The organism is Pseudoalteromonas sp. B131b (assembly GCF_037162545.1).
Classification (GTDB): Bacteria; Pseudomonadota; Gammaproteobacteria; order Enterobacterales; family Alteromonadaceae; genus Pseudoalteromonas; species Pseudoalteromonas fuliginea.
The window spans coordinates 1,459,578-1,476,015 of record NZ_JARLUZ010000001.1; the positions used below are offsets into that span (position 1 = coordinate 1,459,578).

13 protein-coding genes and 1 pseudogene are annotated in these 16,438 nt (G+C 39.7%); 11 read left to right on the top strand and 3 right to left on the bottom strand.

Going from position 1 to position 16,438, the window contains the following annotated elements:
• Positions 1 to 314 precede the first annotated feature (314 nt).
• From P4S65_RS06705 to P4S65_RS06755, 11 genes are all read left to right on the top strand, one after another.
• On the top strand, positions 315 to 1,496 hold the full coding sequence (locus P4S65_RS06705; RefSeq protein WP_337119792.1) for a response regulator transcription factor: 1,182 nt from the start codon (positions 315 to 317) through the stop codon (positions 1,494 to 1,496).
• A 57-nt stretch (positions 1,497 to 1,553) separates the two neighbouring features.
• Entirely contained in the window at positions 1,554 to 2,309 is a 756-nt protein-coding gene (locus P4S65_RS06710; protein WP_007377683.1) for a class I SAM-dependent methyltransferase, read from the top strand.
• Positions 2,310 to 2,516: 207 nt separating this feature from the next.
• Complete coding sequence (trmJ, locus tag P4S65_RS06715; RefSeq protein ID WP_096792402.1) at positions 2,517 to 3,242, top strand: tRNA (cytosine(32)/uridine(32)-2'-O)-methyltransferase TrmJ; 726 nt, start codon at positions 2,517 to 2,519, stop codon at positions 3,240 to 3,242.
• Between the two features lie 256 nt (positions 3,243 to 3,498).
• The gene (iscR, locus tag P4S65_RS06720; RefSeq protein ID WP_002958424.1) at positions 3,499 to 3,990 is read left to right on the top strand and encodes a Fe-S cluster assembly transcriptional regulator IscR; all 492 of its coding nucleotides are present in this window, start codon (positions 3,499 to 3,501) and stop codon (positions 3,988 to 3,990) included.
• Between the two features lie 24 nt (positions 3,991 to 4,014).
• A complete protein-coding gene (locus P4S65_RS06725) occupies positions 4,015 to 5,232 on the top strand; it encodes an IscS subfamily cysteine desulfurase (protein ID WP_002958425.1) in 1,218 nt (405 codons plus the stop codon).
• 41 nt (positions 5,233 to 5,273) lie between these two features.
• Positions 5,274 to 5,657 (top strand): Fe-S cluster assembly scaffold IscU, encoded by a 384-nt coding sequence (gene iscU, locus P4S65_RS06730; RefSeq protein ID WP_007377675.1) that lies wholly within the window; start codon positions 5,274 to 5,276, stop codon positions 5,655 to 5,657.
• 12 nt (positions 5,658 to 5,669) lie between these two features.
• The gene (gene iscA, locus P4S65_RS06735) at positions 5,670 to 5,993 is read left to right on the top strand and encodes an iron-sulfur cluster assembly protein IscA (protein ID WP_096792403.1); all 324 of its coding nucleotides are present in this window, start codon (positions 5,670 to 5,672) and stop codon (positions 5,991 to 5,993) included.
• A 95-nt stretch (positions 5,994 to 6,088) separates the two neighbouring features.
• Positions 6,089 to 6,616, top strand: coding sequence for a co-chaperone HscB (gene hscB / locus P4S65_RS06740; RefSeq protein WP_096792404.1), 528 nt, complete (start codon positions 6,089 to 6,091; stop codon positions 6,614 to 6,616).
• A gap of 41 nt (positions 6,617 to 6,657) precedes the next feature.
• A complete protein-coding gene (hscA, locus tag P4S65_RS06745; protein ID WP_007377672.1) occupies positions 6,658 to 8,520 on the top strand; it encodes a Fe-S protein assembly chaperone HscA in 1,863 nt (620 codons plus the stop codon).
• Between the two features lie 11 nt (positions 8,521 to 8,531).
• Complete coding sequence (gene fdx / locus P4S65_RS06750) at positions 8,532 to 8,870, top strand: ISC system 2Fe-2S type ferredoxin (RefSeq protein WP_007377671.1); 339 nt, start codon at positions 8,532 to 8,534, stop codon at positions 8,868 to 8,870.
• Between the two features lie 892 nt (positions 8,871 to 9,762).
• Positions 9,763 to 11,190, top strand: coding sequence for an NAD-dependent succinate-semialdehyde dehydrogenase (locus P4S65_RS06755; protein WP_337119793.1), 1,428 nt, complete (start codon positions 9,763 to 9,765; stop codon positions 11,188 to 11,190).
• Positions 11,191 to 11,733: 543 nt separating this feature from the next.
• On the opposite strand, the pseudogene P4S65_RS06760 reads toward P4S65_RS06755, so the two are convergent.
• The 3 genes and pseudogenes from P4S65_RS06760 to P4S65_RS06770 form a co-directional block, all read right to left on the bottom strand.
• Positions 11,734 to 13,394: pseudogene (locus P4S65_RS06760) on the bottom strand (HD-GYP domain-containing protein).
• Positions 13,366 to 15,468, bottom strand: coding sequence for a CHASE2 domain-containing protein (locus P4S65_RS06765; protein WP_232224791.1), 2,103 nt, complete (start codon positions 15,466 to 15,468; stop codon positions 13,366 to 13,368). Before P4S65_RS06765 ends, P4S65_RS06760 begins: the two are co-directional and overlap by 29 nt.
• 427 nt (positions 15,469 to 15,895) lie before the next feature.
• Positions 15,896 to 16,438, bottom strand: a complete 543-nt coding sequence (locus P4S65_RS06770; protein WP_337119794.1) for an MBL fold metallo-hydrolase — start codon at positions 16,436 to 16,438, stop codon at positions 15,896 to 15,898.

Consider the following 16,438-nt stretch of genomic DNA (forward strand, 5'->3'; position numbering starts at 1 on the left):
TAGCACAAACCAAATTAAAGCGCCTAATGGCGCTTTTTTATTATCTAAATTTTAGGGCGTGTTGATCTTTGGTGGGTGAATTTGCAGCAGACTGTTTGGTATTTAGGCAAGGCAGAGCCTATGTAGTGTGGTTATTCCCCATAAATAGGCGATAACGCAGCATAAATGCCAAACATGCGCTGCCCTTTGTGTTCTTTCTAGGGACAAATTTCAATCCACAAAGATCAATACGCCTTAACTTATTCACTAAAATTTTTAGTAAATTCAGTCTACCGAGCTATGCTCTTAACATACCTAATAAAATGGACTAGGGCATGGCAAAGCTAATATTGGCAATTGATGACGATAAGTTGGTTCACCATATAATAGAGGAGTCTTTAGCAGGGTTTTGTAAAATTATTCATGCAAAAGATGGGGATGAAGGTTTAAGGCTCGCTAATAAATATAACCCCGACATTATTTTGCTCGATATAGAAATGCCGGGTAAATCAGGCTTTGAAGTTTGCCAAACGATTAAAAAAAATGAGCTAACCAAAGATATTCCCGTTATGTTTTTATCATCCAACATTGAGTTGGCTGATCGTGTTAAAGGTTACAGTGCTGGTGCATCTGACTATATAGCTAAGCCTTTTAACGCAGAAGAATTAATGGCGCGTATAAAAGTGCTTTACGAATATCGACAGCAAGGCATAAAGTTAAAATATGATGTAGCTCACGCAAATAAAACAGCCGAAATGGCCATGACTGAATCAGGTGATATGGGCCGAATAATACGCTACGTTGGGCAAAGTTATCATGCTAATAATTTCTCATCATTAAGCGAATATTTTTTAGCATTTTTTACACATTTAGATTTAGATGTTGTTGTTGTTTTTTGGTATGAAAGTAGAGGCATATTTTATTCTCAGCAAAGTGCAGTGTGCCCATTAGAACAAGAGTTATTAGAACAACATAGGCATGCACAGCGGTTTGTCGATATTAGCTCCAGCACAATTATTAATTACCCTAAAATATCATTACTGATAAAAAACATGCCCGTTGACGATAGCGCTAAATTTGGGCATTACAAAGATTTGTTTCCACACATATTGGAGATCACCAATGAAAAAGTGATCACTATACAAAATAATGAAAATAGCTACGAACAGGCCACGCAAATAGGCATCGTGCTTGAAGACATAGTGAAGCAATTAGATTCTCAGGGCCAGGCAAAAAACAGTATTGCTAAACAGCTTATAGAGCAATTAAGTGAGCTTGATAGTGCAATTAAAGTGCAAAAAGAGAGTGATAATATTTGTGACTTAACGTCTTACTTTACCAAGCTAGATAAAACTATGCAGTTGTTTACTTCTGCTAATAGCGATTTAGCATTTATTAAATGTCAGCTTAAGCAAATTAGTGAAACTCGTAATGGGCTACTCGCTAGCTTGCGTAGTAACGATAGTGAAGTTGTCTTACAAAATACCACTGAAAATAACGATATAGAGCTATTTTAGTGCTTTAACCTGTACTGATTGATATACTAAATAGGTATTTTATCGTCGGAGTGTAGAGTGGTTATTCAGTGTGCTTTTAAAGAGTGTCGCCCTTATTTAAATGAGTTAGAAACGCGTTTTGGTTTGGCTCAATGGGCAGAGAAAAACAATGGTTTTCGGCTGAATTACGACGATAGCGGCCTGAGTTTATATAAAACGGATGAACCCAAATTAGGCGCGATCAACGTTGATTTTGTAACCGGCGCAGCGGCGCATAGGCGCAAGTTTGGTGGAGGTAAAGGCCAAGCAATTGCCAAAGCGGTTGGCTTAAATAAAGGCGCAACGCCCGTAGTGCTTGATGCAACTGCCGGCTTAGGGCGTGATGGTTTTGTACTTGCGTCACTTGGATGCAACGTTATATTACATGAGCGCCACCCCGTAGTCGCCGCGTTATTGTATGATGGTTTGCAACGTGCTTATAACGACATTGAAATTGGCGCATGGATGAAGCAAAGCATGAGCCTTATATTTGGCTCAAGCCACACTCTACTATCGCAATGTGAAAGCATGCCCGATGTGGTTTATTTAGATCCTATGTTCCCGCATCGCGAAAAATCAGCATTAGTAAAAAAAGAAATGCGTGTATTTCAAGAGCTTGTTGGTGCAGATACCGACGCTGACGATTTACTCGAATTCGCCTACCCACTTGCCAGTAAGCGCGTAGTAGTAAAACGTCCCGATTACGCCCCATTTTTAAATGACAAAACCCCAAGTATGCAAATTAAAACCAAAAAGAACCGTTTTGATGTGTATGTAAAAGCGGCAATGGTTTAAACACTAAGAATAGATTGGTGTTTTTATACAATTAAATTGTCGCTGAAACCATAGTTTATAGTTTGCTTGCAGCGACATTAAAGTCGACTCACGTAAGATGCCTTATATTAGGCCAGATCTTAGGATCTCGCCTTTTGAATCTAGGATCTTATTACACTTTCGTGTTAGAATTCGCGCAATTTTTTGGTATAGGTAAGTAGCATAGCAATGATCTTAGATGATATTCGCGTTGTTTTAGTTAACACATCACACTCAGGCAATATTGGTTCGGCGGCTCGCGCCATGAAAACCATGGGTTTATCAAAACTGTATTTAGTTGACCCTGCATGTGAAATAGACAGCCACGCGAGTGCTTTGTCTGCAGGTGCTAGTGATGTTTTAGGTAATGCTGTTATTGTTGGTACAGTTGAAGAAGCCATTGCCGATTGTGCATTAACAATTGGTACAAGTGCACGTTCACGTACGCTTTCTTGGCCTATGGTTGAACCTCGTGAATGTGGTGAAAAGCTCGTTGCGGAAGCTATAAATGGCCCTGTGGCATTAGTATTTGGTCGCGAAAACAGTGGTTTAAGCAACGACGAATTACAGCTTTGTAATTACCATGTATGCATCCCTGCGAATCCTGAATACAGCTCGCTTAATTTAGCGATGGCTGTGCAAACTCTGTGTTACGAAACGCGTATGGCGTTTTTAAATCAACAACCTAAAAAGGTTGAAGAAGATGACACTGTTTACCCAAGCTCAAAACAAACTGAGTTGTTTTATGACCACCTTGAAGAGACACTATTTAACACCGGTTTCATCATAAAACAGCACCCAGGTATTGTAATGACAAAACTACGTCGTTTATTTAACCGTGCTCGTCCAGAAGATGCAGAGATGAACATTCTACGCGGTATTCTCACTTCAATTAATAAGTCTATCCCTAAGTAACCAGAGTTCAGGTTAAGTAACTTAGGTATAGCGATTAGTTATAAAAACCAGTGGTTAAATAACTAGCTAATACTTGACTAAAATACTCAGGTAATTACAATGGCTGTAATACTTGACCAAAGAGGTCAGGTATTAAAAAATTTGTTAACTCTACAATTTAATAAGTAAGAGTTTTAAATCAAATTTTTATCAAGTGATAATACTTGACTAATTTACTCTGGTAATTAAAATTTGCACTCTTTGTGCAGGGGGCGTTATGAAGTTAACATCAAAAGGCAGATATGCCGTTACAGCGATGCTGGATGTTGCACTGCACACAGGTGTAGGTCCTGTAGCCCTTGCTGATATTTCACAGCGACAAGAAATTTCTTTGTCATACCTTGAACAATTATTTGCTCGTTTACGTAAAAATGGCTTAGTAAGTTCTGTTCGTGGGCCTGGTGGTGGTTATTTACTAGGGCGTGAAGCGGGCGTTATCTCTGTTGGTGATATTATTAGCGCCGTAGACGAATCGGTCGATGCTACACGTTGCCAAGGTGCCGATACCGGCTGTCAAAGTGGTATGCGCTGTTTAACACATAATTTGTGGTCAGACTTAAGCGCACGCATAGAAGAATTTTTGAATAATATTACCCTTGCTGAATTGGTGGAAAAATCAGATGTGAAAGAAATAGCATCTCGCCAAGATAACAGTATCAATAATGCAATTAAGCAGTTGGAAAACATTCAAGTAAGCTGTCAACTTTAAGGTTGACCTGCAGCGGAGAGAGAAATGAAGTTACCGATTTATTTAGATTACGCAGCGACCACGCCTGTTGATGAACGTGTTGCTAAAGAAATGATGCAGTGCCTTACAATGGACGGTAAGTTTGGTAATCCTGCGTCACGCTCACACCGTTTTGGTTGGCAAGCAGAAGAAGCTGTTGACCAAGCGCGTACAGATATTGCTGATTTAATTAATGCAGACCCACGTGAAATTGTTTTCACATCGGGTGCAACAGAATCAAATAACCTAGCTATTAAAGGTGCAGCACAGTTTTATAAGAAAAAAGGTAAGCACGTTATTACCGCTAAAACTGAGCATAAAGCTGTAATCGACACATGTCGTGAACTTGAGCGCCAGGGTTTTGAAGTAACTTACATGGACGTTGAAGAAAATGGCCTACTTGATTTGCAAAAACTTGCCGACACAATGCGTGACGACACAGTACTTGTAAGCATCATGCACGTTAATAACGAGCTAGGTGTAATTCAAGATATCGCGACTATAGGCGAAATGTGTCGCGAACGTAAAATTATGTTCCACGTAGATGCAGCGCAAAGCGCGGGTAAAGTATTAATCGACGTGCAACAACTTAAAGTTGATTTTATGTCGTTCTCTGCACATAAAGTGTATGGCCCTAAAGGTGTTGGTGCACTTTACGTTCGTCGTAAACCACGTGCTCGCCTTGAAGCGCAAATGCACGGTGGCGGACATGAACGTGGTATGCGCTCTGGTACACTAGCAACTCACCAATTAGTGGGTATGGGTACTGCGTTTAAAATTGCTAAGCAAGATTTCGAAAAAGATCACGCACACATCAGCGCACTACGTAATCGTTTAATCGACGGCATTATGGCTGATATGGACGAAGTATACTTTAACGGCACACAAGACCAATCAGTACCTGGCATTGTAAACATCAGCTTTAACTTTGTTGAAGGTGAGTCGTTACTTATGGCAGTAAAAGACATTGCAGTATCGTCAGGTTCAGCCTGTACATCTGCAAGCTTAGAGCCTTCTTATGTACTGCGTGCACTTGGCCGTAACGACGAATTAGCACATAGCTCAATTCGTTTTAGTATTGGTCGCTTTACTACCGAAGAAGAGATTGATTACACCGTCGAATTAATGAAAAACTCTATCGGTCGCCTACGTGAGATGTCTCCACTTTGGGAGATGCATCAAGAAGGTATTGATTTAGATTCAGTTGAATGGGCTCACCACTAATAGTGTGAGCACATACCCTAGCAGGTAATGAGGATAGAATAATGGCTTATAGTGATAAAGTAATCGACCACGTAGAAAACCCACGTAACGTAGGTACTCTAGATAAGAACGATCCGTCAGTGGCAACGGGTATGGTAGGCGCACCAGCATGTGGTGACGTAATGAAATTGCAAATCAAAGTATCTGCCGAAGGCGTTATTGAAGATGCAAAATTCAAAACCTACGGTTGTGGTAGCGCAATTGCTTCTTCTTCACTTGTAACAGAGTGGGTTAAAGGCAAAACGCTAGACGAAGCAGCGACAATTAAAAACACTGATATCAGTGCAGAGCTTGAATTACCACCAGTGAAAATTCACTGTTCAATTTTAGCCGAAGACGCAATTCAAGCAGCAATTGCAGACTACAAAAGCAAACAAGCGAAGTAAGAAGAGAAACTCATGGCAGTGACATTGACAGATGCGGCAGCAAACCGCGTACAATCATTTTTAGCAAACCGCGGCAAAGGTTTAGGCCTGCGCGTTGGCATTAAAACGACGGGCTGTTCAGGTCTTGCTTATGTACTTGAGTTTGTTGACGATTTAAACGAAGACGATGAAATTTTTGCGGCTAAAGGTGTCACCTTAATTGTTGACGCTAAAAGCTTAGTTTACATTGACGGCACAGAGCTCGATTACACTAAAGAAGGCTTAAATGAAGGGTTTAAATTTAGAAACCCTAATCAAGCAGATGAGTGTGGTTGTGGCGAAAGCTTTACCGTTTAAGCTTAAAATATCTTTGTAGTATCAATAAGCCCTGCCAGTTAATGTAGGGCTTTGTTATTTTTGAAATTAATTTCTGAATTTTATTGGTTGAAGTTATGCGTTACTTTGAATTATTTGCAGTCCCCGTTGATTACAATATTGATTTAGCAACAGTTAACAAGCACTACTTGGAATTACAGCGTACTGTACATCCAGATCGCCACGCGAACGCGAGTAGCCGTGATAAGTTAATGGCAGTGCAAAGCGCCGCCGAAATTAACGATGCGCTACAAACATTAAAGCACCCAGTCAAACGTGCCGAATATATGCTGAGCGAGCTAGGCGTTGATATTCGTGCAGAGCAGCAAACCTTGCAAGATCCAATGTTTTTAATGCAACAAATGGAACTTCGCGAAGAACTTGAAGAGCTAACATCAGCAAGCGATCCTGATACTGCGATTGCAAATTTTGAAAAACAAATTAAGCAACTAAACACGCAGTACAGTGCACAACTTGCCGAGCAACTCGCAAGTAACGATGAGCAGCAATATCAACTTGCCGCTGATAATATTCGTAAACTGAAGTTTGTTTATAAGTTACGTGACGAACTAGAGCGTATTGAAGACAGTTTATTTGACGATTAATTACTTGCTGCAAAGCGAGCAACACGAGTTTAAAGAGCATTATGGCATTATTGCAAATTGCTGAGCCGGGGCAGAGCGCGGCACCACACGAACATAAACTAGCGATTGGTATTGACCTTGGTACAACCAATTCATTAGTTGCAACAGTGCAAAGTGGCGAAGCCCGCACGTTAACTGATGATCTTGGCGCGGCTATGTTACCGTCGGTTGTTCGTTATCAAGCAGGCGGTATTACTGTTGGCGCAGAGGCTGCTCAAGCAGCAACGCAAGACCCTGCTAATACACTTATTTCGGTTAAGCGTTTTTTAGGTAAAACTCAGGCTGAAATAGAGCAAAGTTATGGGCAACTACCGTATGAATTTTGTGAGCACAATGGTGCGCTAGCAATAGAAACTGCGGCAGGTAAAATTAGTCCAATTAAAGCATCAAGCCATATTTTAGCTGCATTAAAAGCACGAGCTGAGCAAAGTTTTGGCAACCAAGAAATTTTAGGGGCTGTAATTACAGTACCTGCGTACTTTGATGACGCACAGCGCCAAAGTACTAAAGATGCCGCAGAGCTTGCAGGCATTAACGTACTTCGTTTATTAAACGAGCCAACAGCAGCAGCCGTTGCTTATGGCTTAGATTCAGGTCAAGAAGGTATTATTGCTGTTTACGATTTAGGCGGTGGCACATTTGATATCTCAGTACTTAGACTACATCAAGGTGTATTTGAAGTAATGGCAACCGGTGGCGACTCTAGCCTCGGTGGCGATGACTTTGACTCGCTCCTTGTTGATTACTTTAAGCAGCAAACTGGTGTGTCGGCGTTATCGTCTTCAGTTTTACGTTTATTCATCAATAAAGCAAAAGCCTGTAAAGAAGCATTAAGCCAATACGCTAAAGTAAACGTGGGTCTTGAGTTTGACGATCAAAAATACACAGTAGAAGTAACGCGCGAAACGTTTGACGAAATGGCTATGCCGCTGGTTAAAAAAACACTGCGTTCGTGTCGTCGTGCTGTAAAAGATGCTGGCATAGAAAACGAAGAAATACTGCAAGTTATTATGGTAGGCGGCTCAACCCGTATGCCATTAGTACGTAGCCAAGTACAAAGTTTTTTTGATAAAGAGCCGCTAACTTCAATCGATCCTGATCGTGTTGTAGCCTTAGGTGCCGCGCTTCAAGCCGACGTGTTAATTGGCAATAAGCCCGATTCTGACATGTTATTGCTTGATGTATTACCGTTATCACTGGGCCTTGAAACGATGGGTGGTTTGGTTGAAAAAATCATCCCACGTAACACGACAATTCCGGTAGCACGCGCACAAGAATTTACAACGTTTAAAGATGGCCAAACAGCCATGTCATTACATGTGCTGCAAGGTGAGCGTGAGCTTGTTGATGATTGTCGATCGCTTGCTAAGTTTAGCTTAAAAGGTATTCCACCAATGGCGGCAGGCGCTGCGCATATTCGTGTTACCTTCAAAGTTGATGCCGATGGTCTATTAAGTGTTTCAGCTATGGAAAAATCAACAGGCGTACAAGCTGAGATTCAGGTTAAGCCGTCGTTTGGTTTATCTGACGATCAGGTCGCTAATATGCTAAAAGAGTCAATGAGTAACGCTAAAGGCGATATGCAAGCGCGTATGCTTAAAGAGCAACAAGTAGAAGCACTGCGCGTAATTGAAGCGCTTAATGCATCACTTGCAAGCGATGGAGCATTGCTTGACGATACGCAACTAGCTAACTTACGCGCTGAAATTGCAGAACTGGTAAAAGTGCGCGAAAATGCACAAGAGCCTAGTGAAATTAAAGCAGCTATCGAAAAAGTCGATAATGCGAGTAGCGATTTTGCATCGCGTAGAATGGATGCATCAATTAAAAAGGCCCTTACAGGGCAGTCAGTAGACAACATTTAAGAGAGATTAGAATGCCACAAATTGTTTTTCTTCCACATCCTGAATTATGTCCTGACGGCGCTGCAATTGAAGCTCCTACAGGTCAAACGGTACTCGACGCTGCACTTAAAAATGGTATTAGCATTGCGCATGCCTGTGAAAAGTCGTGTGCATGTACTACGTGTCACTTAGTGATTCGTGAAGGATTTGATTCACTTGACGAAAGTGATGAGCTAGAAGATGACATGCTAGATAAAGCATGGGGTTTAGAGCCTGAATCGCGCCTTGGTTGCCAAGCAATTATAAGAGATGAAGACCTAGTGGTTGAAATACCTAAGTACAATCTCAATATCGTTAATGAAGAGCACTAGTTTTTAACGATAAATTTATTAAAAGCCGCTGTTTGATACAGCGGCTTTTTTGTTTGTATACGTTCATTTTTGTAAGTGAGGCTTTATATCTCGCTTTGTTTTGCATTAAAGCTGCATTAAAACCAAATTACATAAGCGCGAAATAAATTCGCACCCACAAGTTTGGTGTATGTGTTGATGTAGGTGAGGTTTTATACCTCGCTATGTTGCATAAGCGCGAAATAAATTCGCACCTACAAGTTTGGTGTATGTATTGATGTAGGTGAGGTTTTATACCTCGCTATGTTGCATAAGCACGAAATAAATTCGCACCTACAAGTTTGGCGTATGTATTGATGTAGGTGAGGTTTTACACCTCGCTATGTTGCATAAGCGCGAAATAAATTCGCACCTACAAGTTTGGCGTATGTGTTGATGTAGGTGAGGTTTTATATCTCGCTATGTTGCATAAGCGCGAAATAAATTCGCACCTACAAGTTTGGTGTATGTGTTGATGTAGGTGAGGTTTTACACCTCGCTATGTTGCATAAGCGCGAAATAAATTCGCACCTACAAGTTTGGCGTATGTATTGATGTAGGTGAGGTTTTATACCTCGCTATGTTGCATAAGCGCGAAATAAATTCACACCTACAAGTTTGGTGTATGTGTTGATGTAGGTGAGGTTTTACACCTCGCTATGTTGCATAAGCGCGAAATAAATTCGCACCTACAAGTTTGGCGTATGTATTGATGTAGGTGAGGTTTTATACCTCGCTATGTTGCATAAGCGCGAAATAAATTCACACCTACAAGTTTGGTGTATGTATTGATGTAGGTGAGGTTTTATACCTCGCTTGTTACTAAATTAACACGTACCTGTAATTTTTATACGTAGCCTTTAGGAGATCTATTTTGAGTAATCTTATTTTTTCAGACTCATTTATTAACGGCGAATTTTATAAAACTGATACGCGCTTTAGTGTTAACGATCCTGCTACCGAAAAAAGTATTGTTGAAGTAAGCGATATTGACGAGCAGGGTGTAAATAGCGCAATAACCGCAGCTCAAGGGGCTTTTGTTAAGTTAAAAGAGACGAATGCTACTGAGCGAAGTGAAACCTTGATGCGCTGGTATGAGCTAGTTATAAAGCACAAGCAAACACTTGCAGAGCTAATGACTAAAGAGCAAGGTAAACCACTCAAAGAATCCTTTGGTGAAATTGATTACGGTGCAGGGTTTATCAAATGGTTTGCAGAAGAAGCCAAACGTAGTTACGGAGATGTAATTCCGCCAACAGATGACTCGCATCGTTTAACTAGCTTTAAGCAGCCTGTAGGTGTTGTAGCTGGTATTACGCCATGGAACTTCCCTGTTGCTATGGTTACTCGTAAAGTGGCTCCAGCTTATGCTGCGGGCTGTAGCTTTATACTTAAACCTTCTGAACATACGCCACTATGCGCCATTGCACTTGCTTATCTGGCCGATCAAGCTGGTTTTGTAAAAGGTGCATTTAATGTACTGGTTTCACAAGATGCCAAAACAGTAGGCAAAATGTTAACCGACTCAGACGTTGTGCGTAAGTTTACATTTACCGGCTCTACCGGTGTAGGTAAGCAATTACTATCGCAGTGTGCAAGCACAATCAAGCGTACTTCAATGGAGCTTGGCGGCAATGCGCCTTTTATCATTTTTGATAATGCAGATTTAGATGAAGCTGTTGAAGGGCTAATGGCGGCTAAATTTAGAAATAGTGGGCAGGCGTGTGTTGCTGCAAACCGTATTTTTATACAACGTAATATTCTCGACAAGGTACTGTCAAAAATCACGCCTAAGGTTGCAGCGTTAAAAGTGGCAAATGGTTTTGAGGACGATGTTGATATTGGCCCACTCATTTACCCTAAAGCCAAAGAGAAAGTGCAGCAGTTAGTACAAGACGCACTCGATAAAGGCGCGACGCTGATTGGCGATAATAGTGACTTAGATGGCAGCTTTCAAAACCCATTAATAGTGAATAATGTAACCACTGACATGGATATTTACCACGAAGAGGTATTTGGGCCAGTATTAACGGTTATTCCTTTTGATGAAGAAAGTGAAGTGCTTGCACTTGCCAACGATGTACCATTTGGTCTAGCAGCTTATTTTTACAGCCAAAACATTAAGCAAGTCTACCGAATTAGTGAAGGGCTTGAATTTGGTATGATCGGCGTAAATGAAGGTGTTATATCAAACCCAGTAGCGCCATTTGGTGGCGTTAAACAGTCAGGTTTAGGGCGTGAAGGCGGCCATCAAGGACTTGATGAGTACTTAGAAGAAAAGTACGTGTGCATTAAAATTTAATAACGTCTTATTTACGCGGTTTATTTGCTTATAACGCTTAATTTATGGGCAAAAAACAAACTAACAGCTATATTGTCAATATGGGTACAAGTGATTGTAAACGTAAATCTTTATAATCAATTTTTTATTACAGTAATGTGGCAGATATATGATCTTTATCCTTTACTGTTGCCACACAAGGCACTAAATGCTACCTTTGGCAGTATATTTTTTGTTAAAAAAATAAGACAAAAACTAATAAAAAGTAAAAGGATTTCTATAAGTAGAAATAACCCCGTGTGTAAATGCCACCGTAAGGTGGCATTTTTTTGTTCAAAATTTAAAAAGGTTAATTTTAGCAAAATAACTGGTAGAGAATTTTAAATTAAGCATTCAATAATCAGATCTTTGGATAATAAATTTTTGCCTAGTTATAGCATGATTTTCTTAACGTTAAATAGACCCTATATAAGCGAATTGGTATAACGTGTGAGGATTTTTAATTTTATTACAAACTGGTCTGTGTTATTTAAATCACACAAACCAGCTTTTGTAATAAATAGATCAACGGATAGGTGAGTAACCGGGAAGGTTATCGAGGTCGACTTCATCTAGCTGCTCAGGTTTTGCATATTCATTGATGTAATGTTTATACACTTCGGATTCAATAAATACTGCAAAAATGTCTGCATCAAGATGGTTCTGACTAACCATAGAGCCTAAAATATGCAAACATTCACTTACTGGTTTTGCTTTTTTGTATGGTCGGTCTACAGCCGAAAGAGCTTCAAAAATATCAGCGATAGCCATTAATCTAGCAGGTACTGACATTTGTTCTTTAGTCAATCCGCGAGGATAGCCTGTACCGTCAAGTTTTTCATGATGCCCTAGAGCATACTCAGATACATTACTTAAATGCTTTGGAAACGGTAAGATATCTAAAATATTCTTAGTTATATCCATGTGGCGCTTCATAATGTCACGTTCACCTTGAGTAAGCGTACCACGCCGAATCATTAAGTTTTCAACTTCATTATCAGACAGTAATGGGATTTTTTCGCCATTAATTTTTAATTGATATTGGGTTGATATTCTTTGGATATGCGCCTGTTCTTCCTCACCTAAAAACTCTCCGCCAACGTTCACGCGTTGTAATAATGCACGATCTAATGCGAGTTGTTTCAGTTCGGTATCAAGCAATCGTTCAAATTGGAGTACTTCAATTGGCTTATTTTTTTCATCGCAGAGATTATTTTCTGCTGATACGCTATTTTTAAATCTCTGCTAATTATTTCAAATTTTGCATCGATAAATTTGATTCGATCAAAAATAGTTTCTAACTTTGTTGATTTTTCCATGACGTGGTCGGGAGTCGCAATTTTTCCACAATCATGTAGCCATCCTGCAATATCTAACTCATGGCGCTCTGCATCACTCATTTTAAATGTAGCAAGTGGGCCTTTATCTATTAGATGAACAGCATCGGCAAGCATCAATGTTAATGCGGGTACTCGTTTGCAATGACCTCCTGTATGAGGTGACTTTTCATCTATCGCCATGGCAATAGCCTCAGCAAAAGTTGCAAACAACTCTTCCATATCTTTAATTAATGCAGAGTTTGTTAACGAAATAGCACCTAAAGAGGCGAAAGAACGAACTAGCGTAACAAGCTCCTCACTAAAAGGAATATTATTATTTTCGTCGTCTTTTACATTGATAAGCTGGATAACGCCAATAATATCATCAGCATGATCTTTTAAGGGAATAGTTAACATTGACTGGGTACGATAACCTATACGAGCATCCATAGCGCGAGCTGCGCTCATATCAAAAGGCAGTGCAGCATAAACATCAGGAATATTAATAACTTCCCCAGAATTAACCGCATGAGCAACAATCGCTGTTTTATTTTCTTTTCCGTCGATAAAAAGATCTATATTAGGAAAATCAACAGGCTTACCTAAACGACCGCCTAAATACAGATCCAATGATTCATTAATAACCGTTTCAAACTTAAGTTGTTTGTTATCTGTAATCGAATAAATAGTCCCAGCATCTGAATTAGCTATAGACATAATTACTTGCAGTATATCATCGAGTAATTTACTCGAATCTTTTTCGGTTGTTAACCTAACGCTGATATCAATAAAGTGATGCAGGTTTATTTTATCTTTGATGTGCTGCGGCATATTTCCACTACTTTTTGGTATGAATAAAGGCACCATTCCAATCCTTTGCGAGTGCTTGTAAATCAGTATTTTGAATTCGTTTGATAAAAACACCGTACACATGCGAACTAAACAGTGTAGTACTTTGTAATTCAGTAAATAAACTTAGTGCTTGCGGCCAATCTTTATTATAAAAATGGGTCATGGCGATAAATGATTTTTTTATTTCAGCGAATTGTTTTGTATCTAATTTATTTGTTAAGCCAATGGGCTCAAATAGCTGCGTTGCGGTCGTTTTTCCAACGACCTGCACTTTATCTATCAAGCGAAACGTTATATGTGGACATGCATTCATTGTTTCTTCAGCTACTAGAATAGCTACGCCGTAAAACTTGGTCAAGTTTTCAATTCTTGCACCTAAATTAACTGTATCACCTAGTACGGTATAAGCTTTACGATAAACGGATCCCATATCGCCAACATTCATATCACCGGTACTTAAGCCTATACCAATTTTGACCGCCGGTAGTTTTTGTTCGGCAAATAATTTATTAATGAGAGTCAGACCGTTAATCATAGCCATTGCTGCTTCAACGCCGTTTTGTGCATGGTTTTCATCTTTTAATGGAGCATTCCAAAACGCCATCACCATATCACCAACGTATTTATCGATAGTCCCGTTATGATCAAATATTATTTGCGTTATTGAAGTAAGGTATTGGTTTAAGTACTCGCTTAATTGATGCGCAGTCATGTTTTCAGATAATGAGGTGAAACTGCGAATATCCGCAAATAATACTGTCATGTTTCTTTTTTCACTGCTTTGAGATAGCTCATTGCCTTGTTTTATAAGTTGTTCAATACGCGCAGGGGGGACATATTGATTGAACATAGATTTAATTTTTCGGCTGTGGTGCATCTCGGCGATAGAGCCAACAATAATGTAATAACCAGCTAATAATATTATGAGTAAGAGAGGCATTAATAATGGCAAACTAATTTTTTGTACTGACCATAAATACACGTTAAATGATATAACAGCTATCGTAATAGTTAACGAAAGAAAAATAATAAATCGGGCACTTCTGCCGTGGCTAAAAAGTGATAAAACGACACCCGTTAGCGCAATAATAAATAGGCTCGCACCTAAAGACCAGTTGGGCTTGGCTGGCAGTATCTCTGGGTGCATCAGTCCTTCAAATATATTGGCATGCACTTCAACACCAGGATATTGCATACCAACTGGGGTTGACCTTAGGTCAGCTAAGCCCACAGCTGAAGTACCAATAAAGGCAACTGTTCCTTCTAGTTCATCAGAGCCAACTCTTTGCATCAGCACATCGGTTGCTGAATAATAAGGGAAGCTATGTGCTCGGCCTTTATAGGGAATGAGTATTTGGCCGTGCTCATCTGTCTGAATCCATTTATCTTGAAACTTAATTCCTTCAAACAAAGTAATACCATCTAAAATATTTGAGCGCGTTTCAATTTTATTAGCAAGGACATACAGTCGAGCCACTTCAAGTGCTAAAGAGGGATAAAGTTTATCACCGACCCGATTAATAAGAGCGGCTCTGCGGATAAAGCCATCGTTGTCGCTATGCGCATTTATAAAACCAATACCAGCAGCGGCATTTTGTAATTGTGGGATATTTACAATAGCCCCCGAAAACTCACTTATTTGTGAGTTCGCATGTTCAGCATTTTGCCATAAAACGCTGCTTTTTTTGGGTGGACTGTGGGCTGCAAGTTGGTCATCGGTTAGTAAAAACCCAAGGGCGGTATCATTTTTAGCAAGTGCGTTAGCAAACTTGGTATCGGCGTCTACTTGCTGTTTAATTTTGGCAAGTGGTAAGCTATATTGCTTTGATAAGTTAGGTATTTCAGAAATGATTTGTGTAACTGGATTTACTTCAGGCTCGGCAAAAAATATATCAAAAGCGATAACAATAACACCTGCATCGGTGAGTTTTGTTACAAGATCAGCTATTTTCGATCTACTCCAAGGAAATCGACCTTGCTCTCGCATACTTTTTTCATCAATATCGATAATAACTACTGATTCGTCGATATGTCTAGGTGTTGCAGGTGTTGTTAATAAGAGCCGAGAATCATAAATGATGCCTTCCACACGATTAACTAATTTGGCTAATGTTCCTGTCGCAAATAACTCTATTGATGCAATGAATAAAGTTATAACGGCACCAATAAAAAAATGCCTGGAAATTATAGTCTTTAAAGATCTAATGGGCGTTTATCCTTGATAGATTAAAAATCAAAAACTCGTCCTTCTCGGCCGCATTCTATCAGTAACTTGTCACCGTATTTAGCTTGCAATGAGTTTTCTATTGCTAGAAGTTCATCATCGCTTCTTGCAGGGTCGTGGCTGATAATAACAATGTTTTTGATGTTCGCCTTTACGGCGAGATCGACAACTTGATTAATCGTGCTGTGTCCCCAACCATGCTTAAGTGGTAAGTCGATATCTATAAATTGTGCGTCATGGATCAGTAAATCAGCGCCTTTAATAAAGTGAATCCACTCGTTGATATCGGTTCTTAGATCTTCTGGGGGTTTAATTCATTATCAGTAACATATGCTACTTTCTTGCCGTCAGCGTTAACACAATACGCAGTACCGCCATCGGGGTGATTAAGCGGCGCAGTCGAAATTGAAAAACTATTAAGGCTAAATGTTTTTTTAGCCGACAATGTCGTATTTAGCGTAATATTTGCAGGTAACTCTTGGTATTTAACCGGAAATTGAGAGCCACTCATTTGTTTTAGTATGGCATCTTTGCTTTCTTCGTCATCTACATTTCCAGCCACTATTGTTATATTTTGGTTAGATTGATAAATAGGGGTGAAAAAGGGGAAACCCTGAATATGATCCCAATGATTATGTGTCAGTAATATAGCGATAGGTTCCGCTTTTACCACTAAACGTTTACCTAGTTCAACAATACCTGTACCTGAGTCTAAAATAAGGGATTTGCCATTTTTCTGCTCTATATATACGCAAGATGTGTTACCACCAAAAATGTGCGTATGTTTTCCTGTTGAGGGCATTGAGCCCCTAACACCAAAAAGTTCAACTCTCAT

Coding starts and splice junctions, on each gene's coding strand:
- P4S65_RS06705 (WP_337119792.1), top strand. CDS start 315: ATGGCAAAGCTAATATTGGCAATTGATGACGATAAGTTGGTTCACCAT.
- trmJ (WP_096792402.1), top strand. CDS start 2,517: ATGATCTTAGATGATATTCGCGTTGTTTTAGTTAACACATCACACTCA.
- iscR (WP_002958424.1), top strand. CDS start 3,499: ATGAAGTTAACATCAAAAGGCAGATATGCCGTTACAGCGATGCTGGAT.
- P4S65_RS06725 (WP_002958425.1), top strand. CDS start 4,015: ATGAAGTTACCGATTTATTTAGATTACGCAGCGACCACGCCTGTTGAT.
- iscU (WP_007377675.1), top strand. CDS start 5,274: ATGGCTTATAGTGATAAAGTAATCGACCACGTAGAAAACCCACGTAAC.
- iscA (WP_096792403.1), top strand. CDS start 5,670: ATGGCAGTGACATTGACAGATGCGGCAGCAAACCGCGTACAATCATTT.
- hscB (WP_096792404.1), top strand. CDS start 6,089: ATGCGTTACTTTGAATTATTTGCAGTCCCCGTTGATTACAATATTGAT.
- hscA (WP_007377672.1), top strand. CDS start 6,658: ATGGCATTATTGCAAATTGCTGAGCCGGGGCAGAGCGCGGCACCACAC.
- fdx (WP_007377671.1), top strand. CDS start 8,532: ATGCCACAAATTGTTTTTCTTCCACATCCTGAATTATGTCCTGACGGC.
- P4S65_RS06770 (WP_337119794.1), bottom strand. CDS start 16,438: ATGAGAGTTGAACTTTTTGGTGTTAGGGGCTCAATGCCCTCAACAGGA.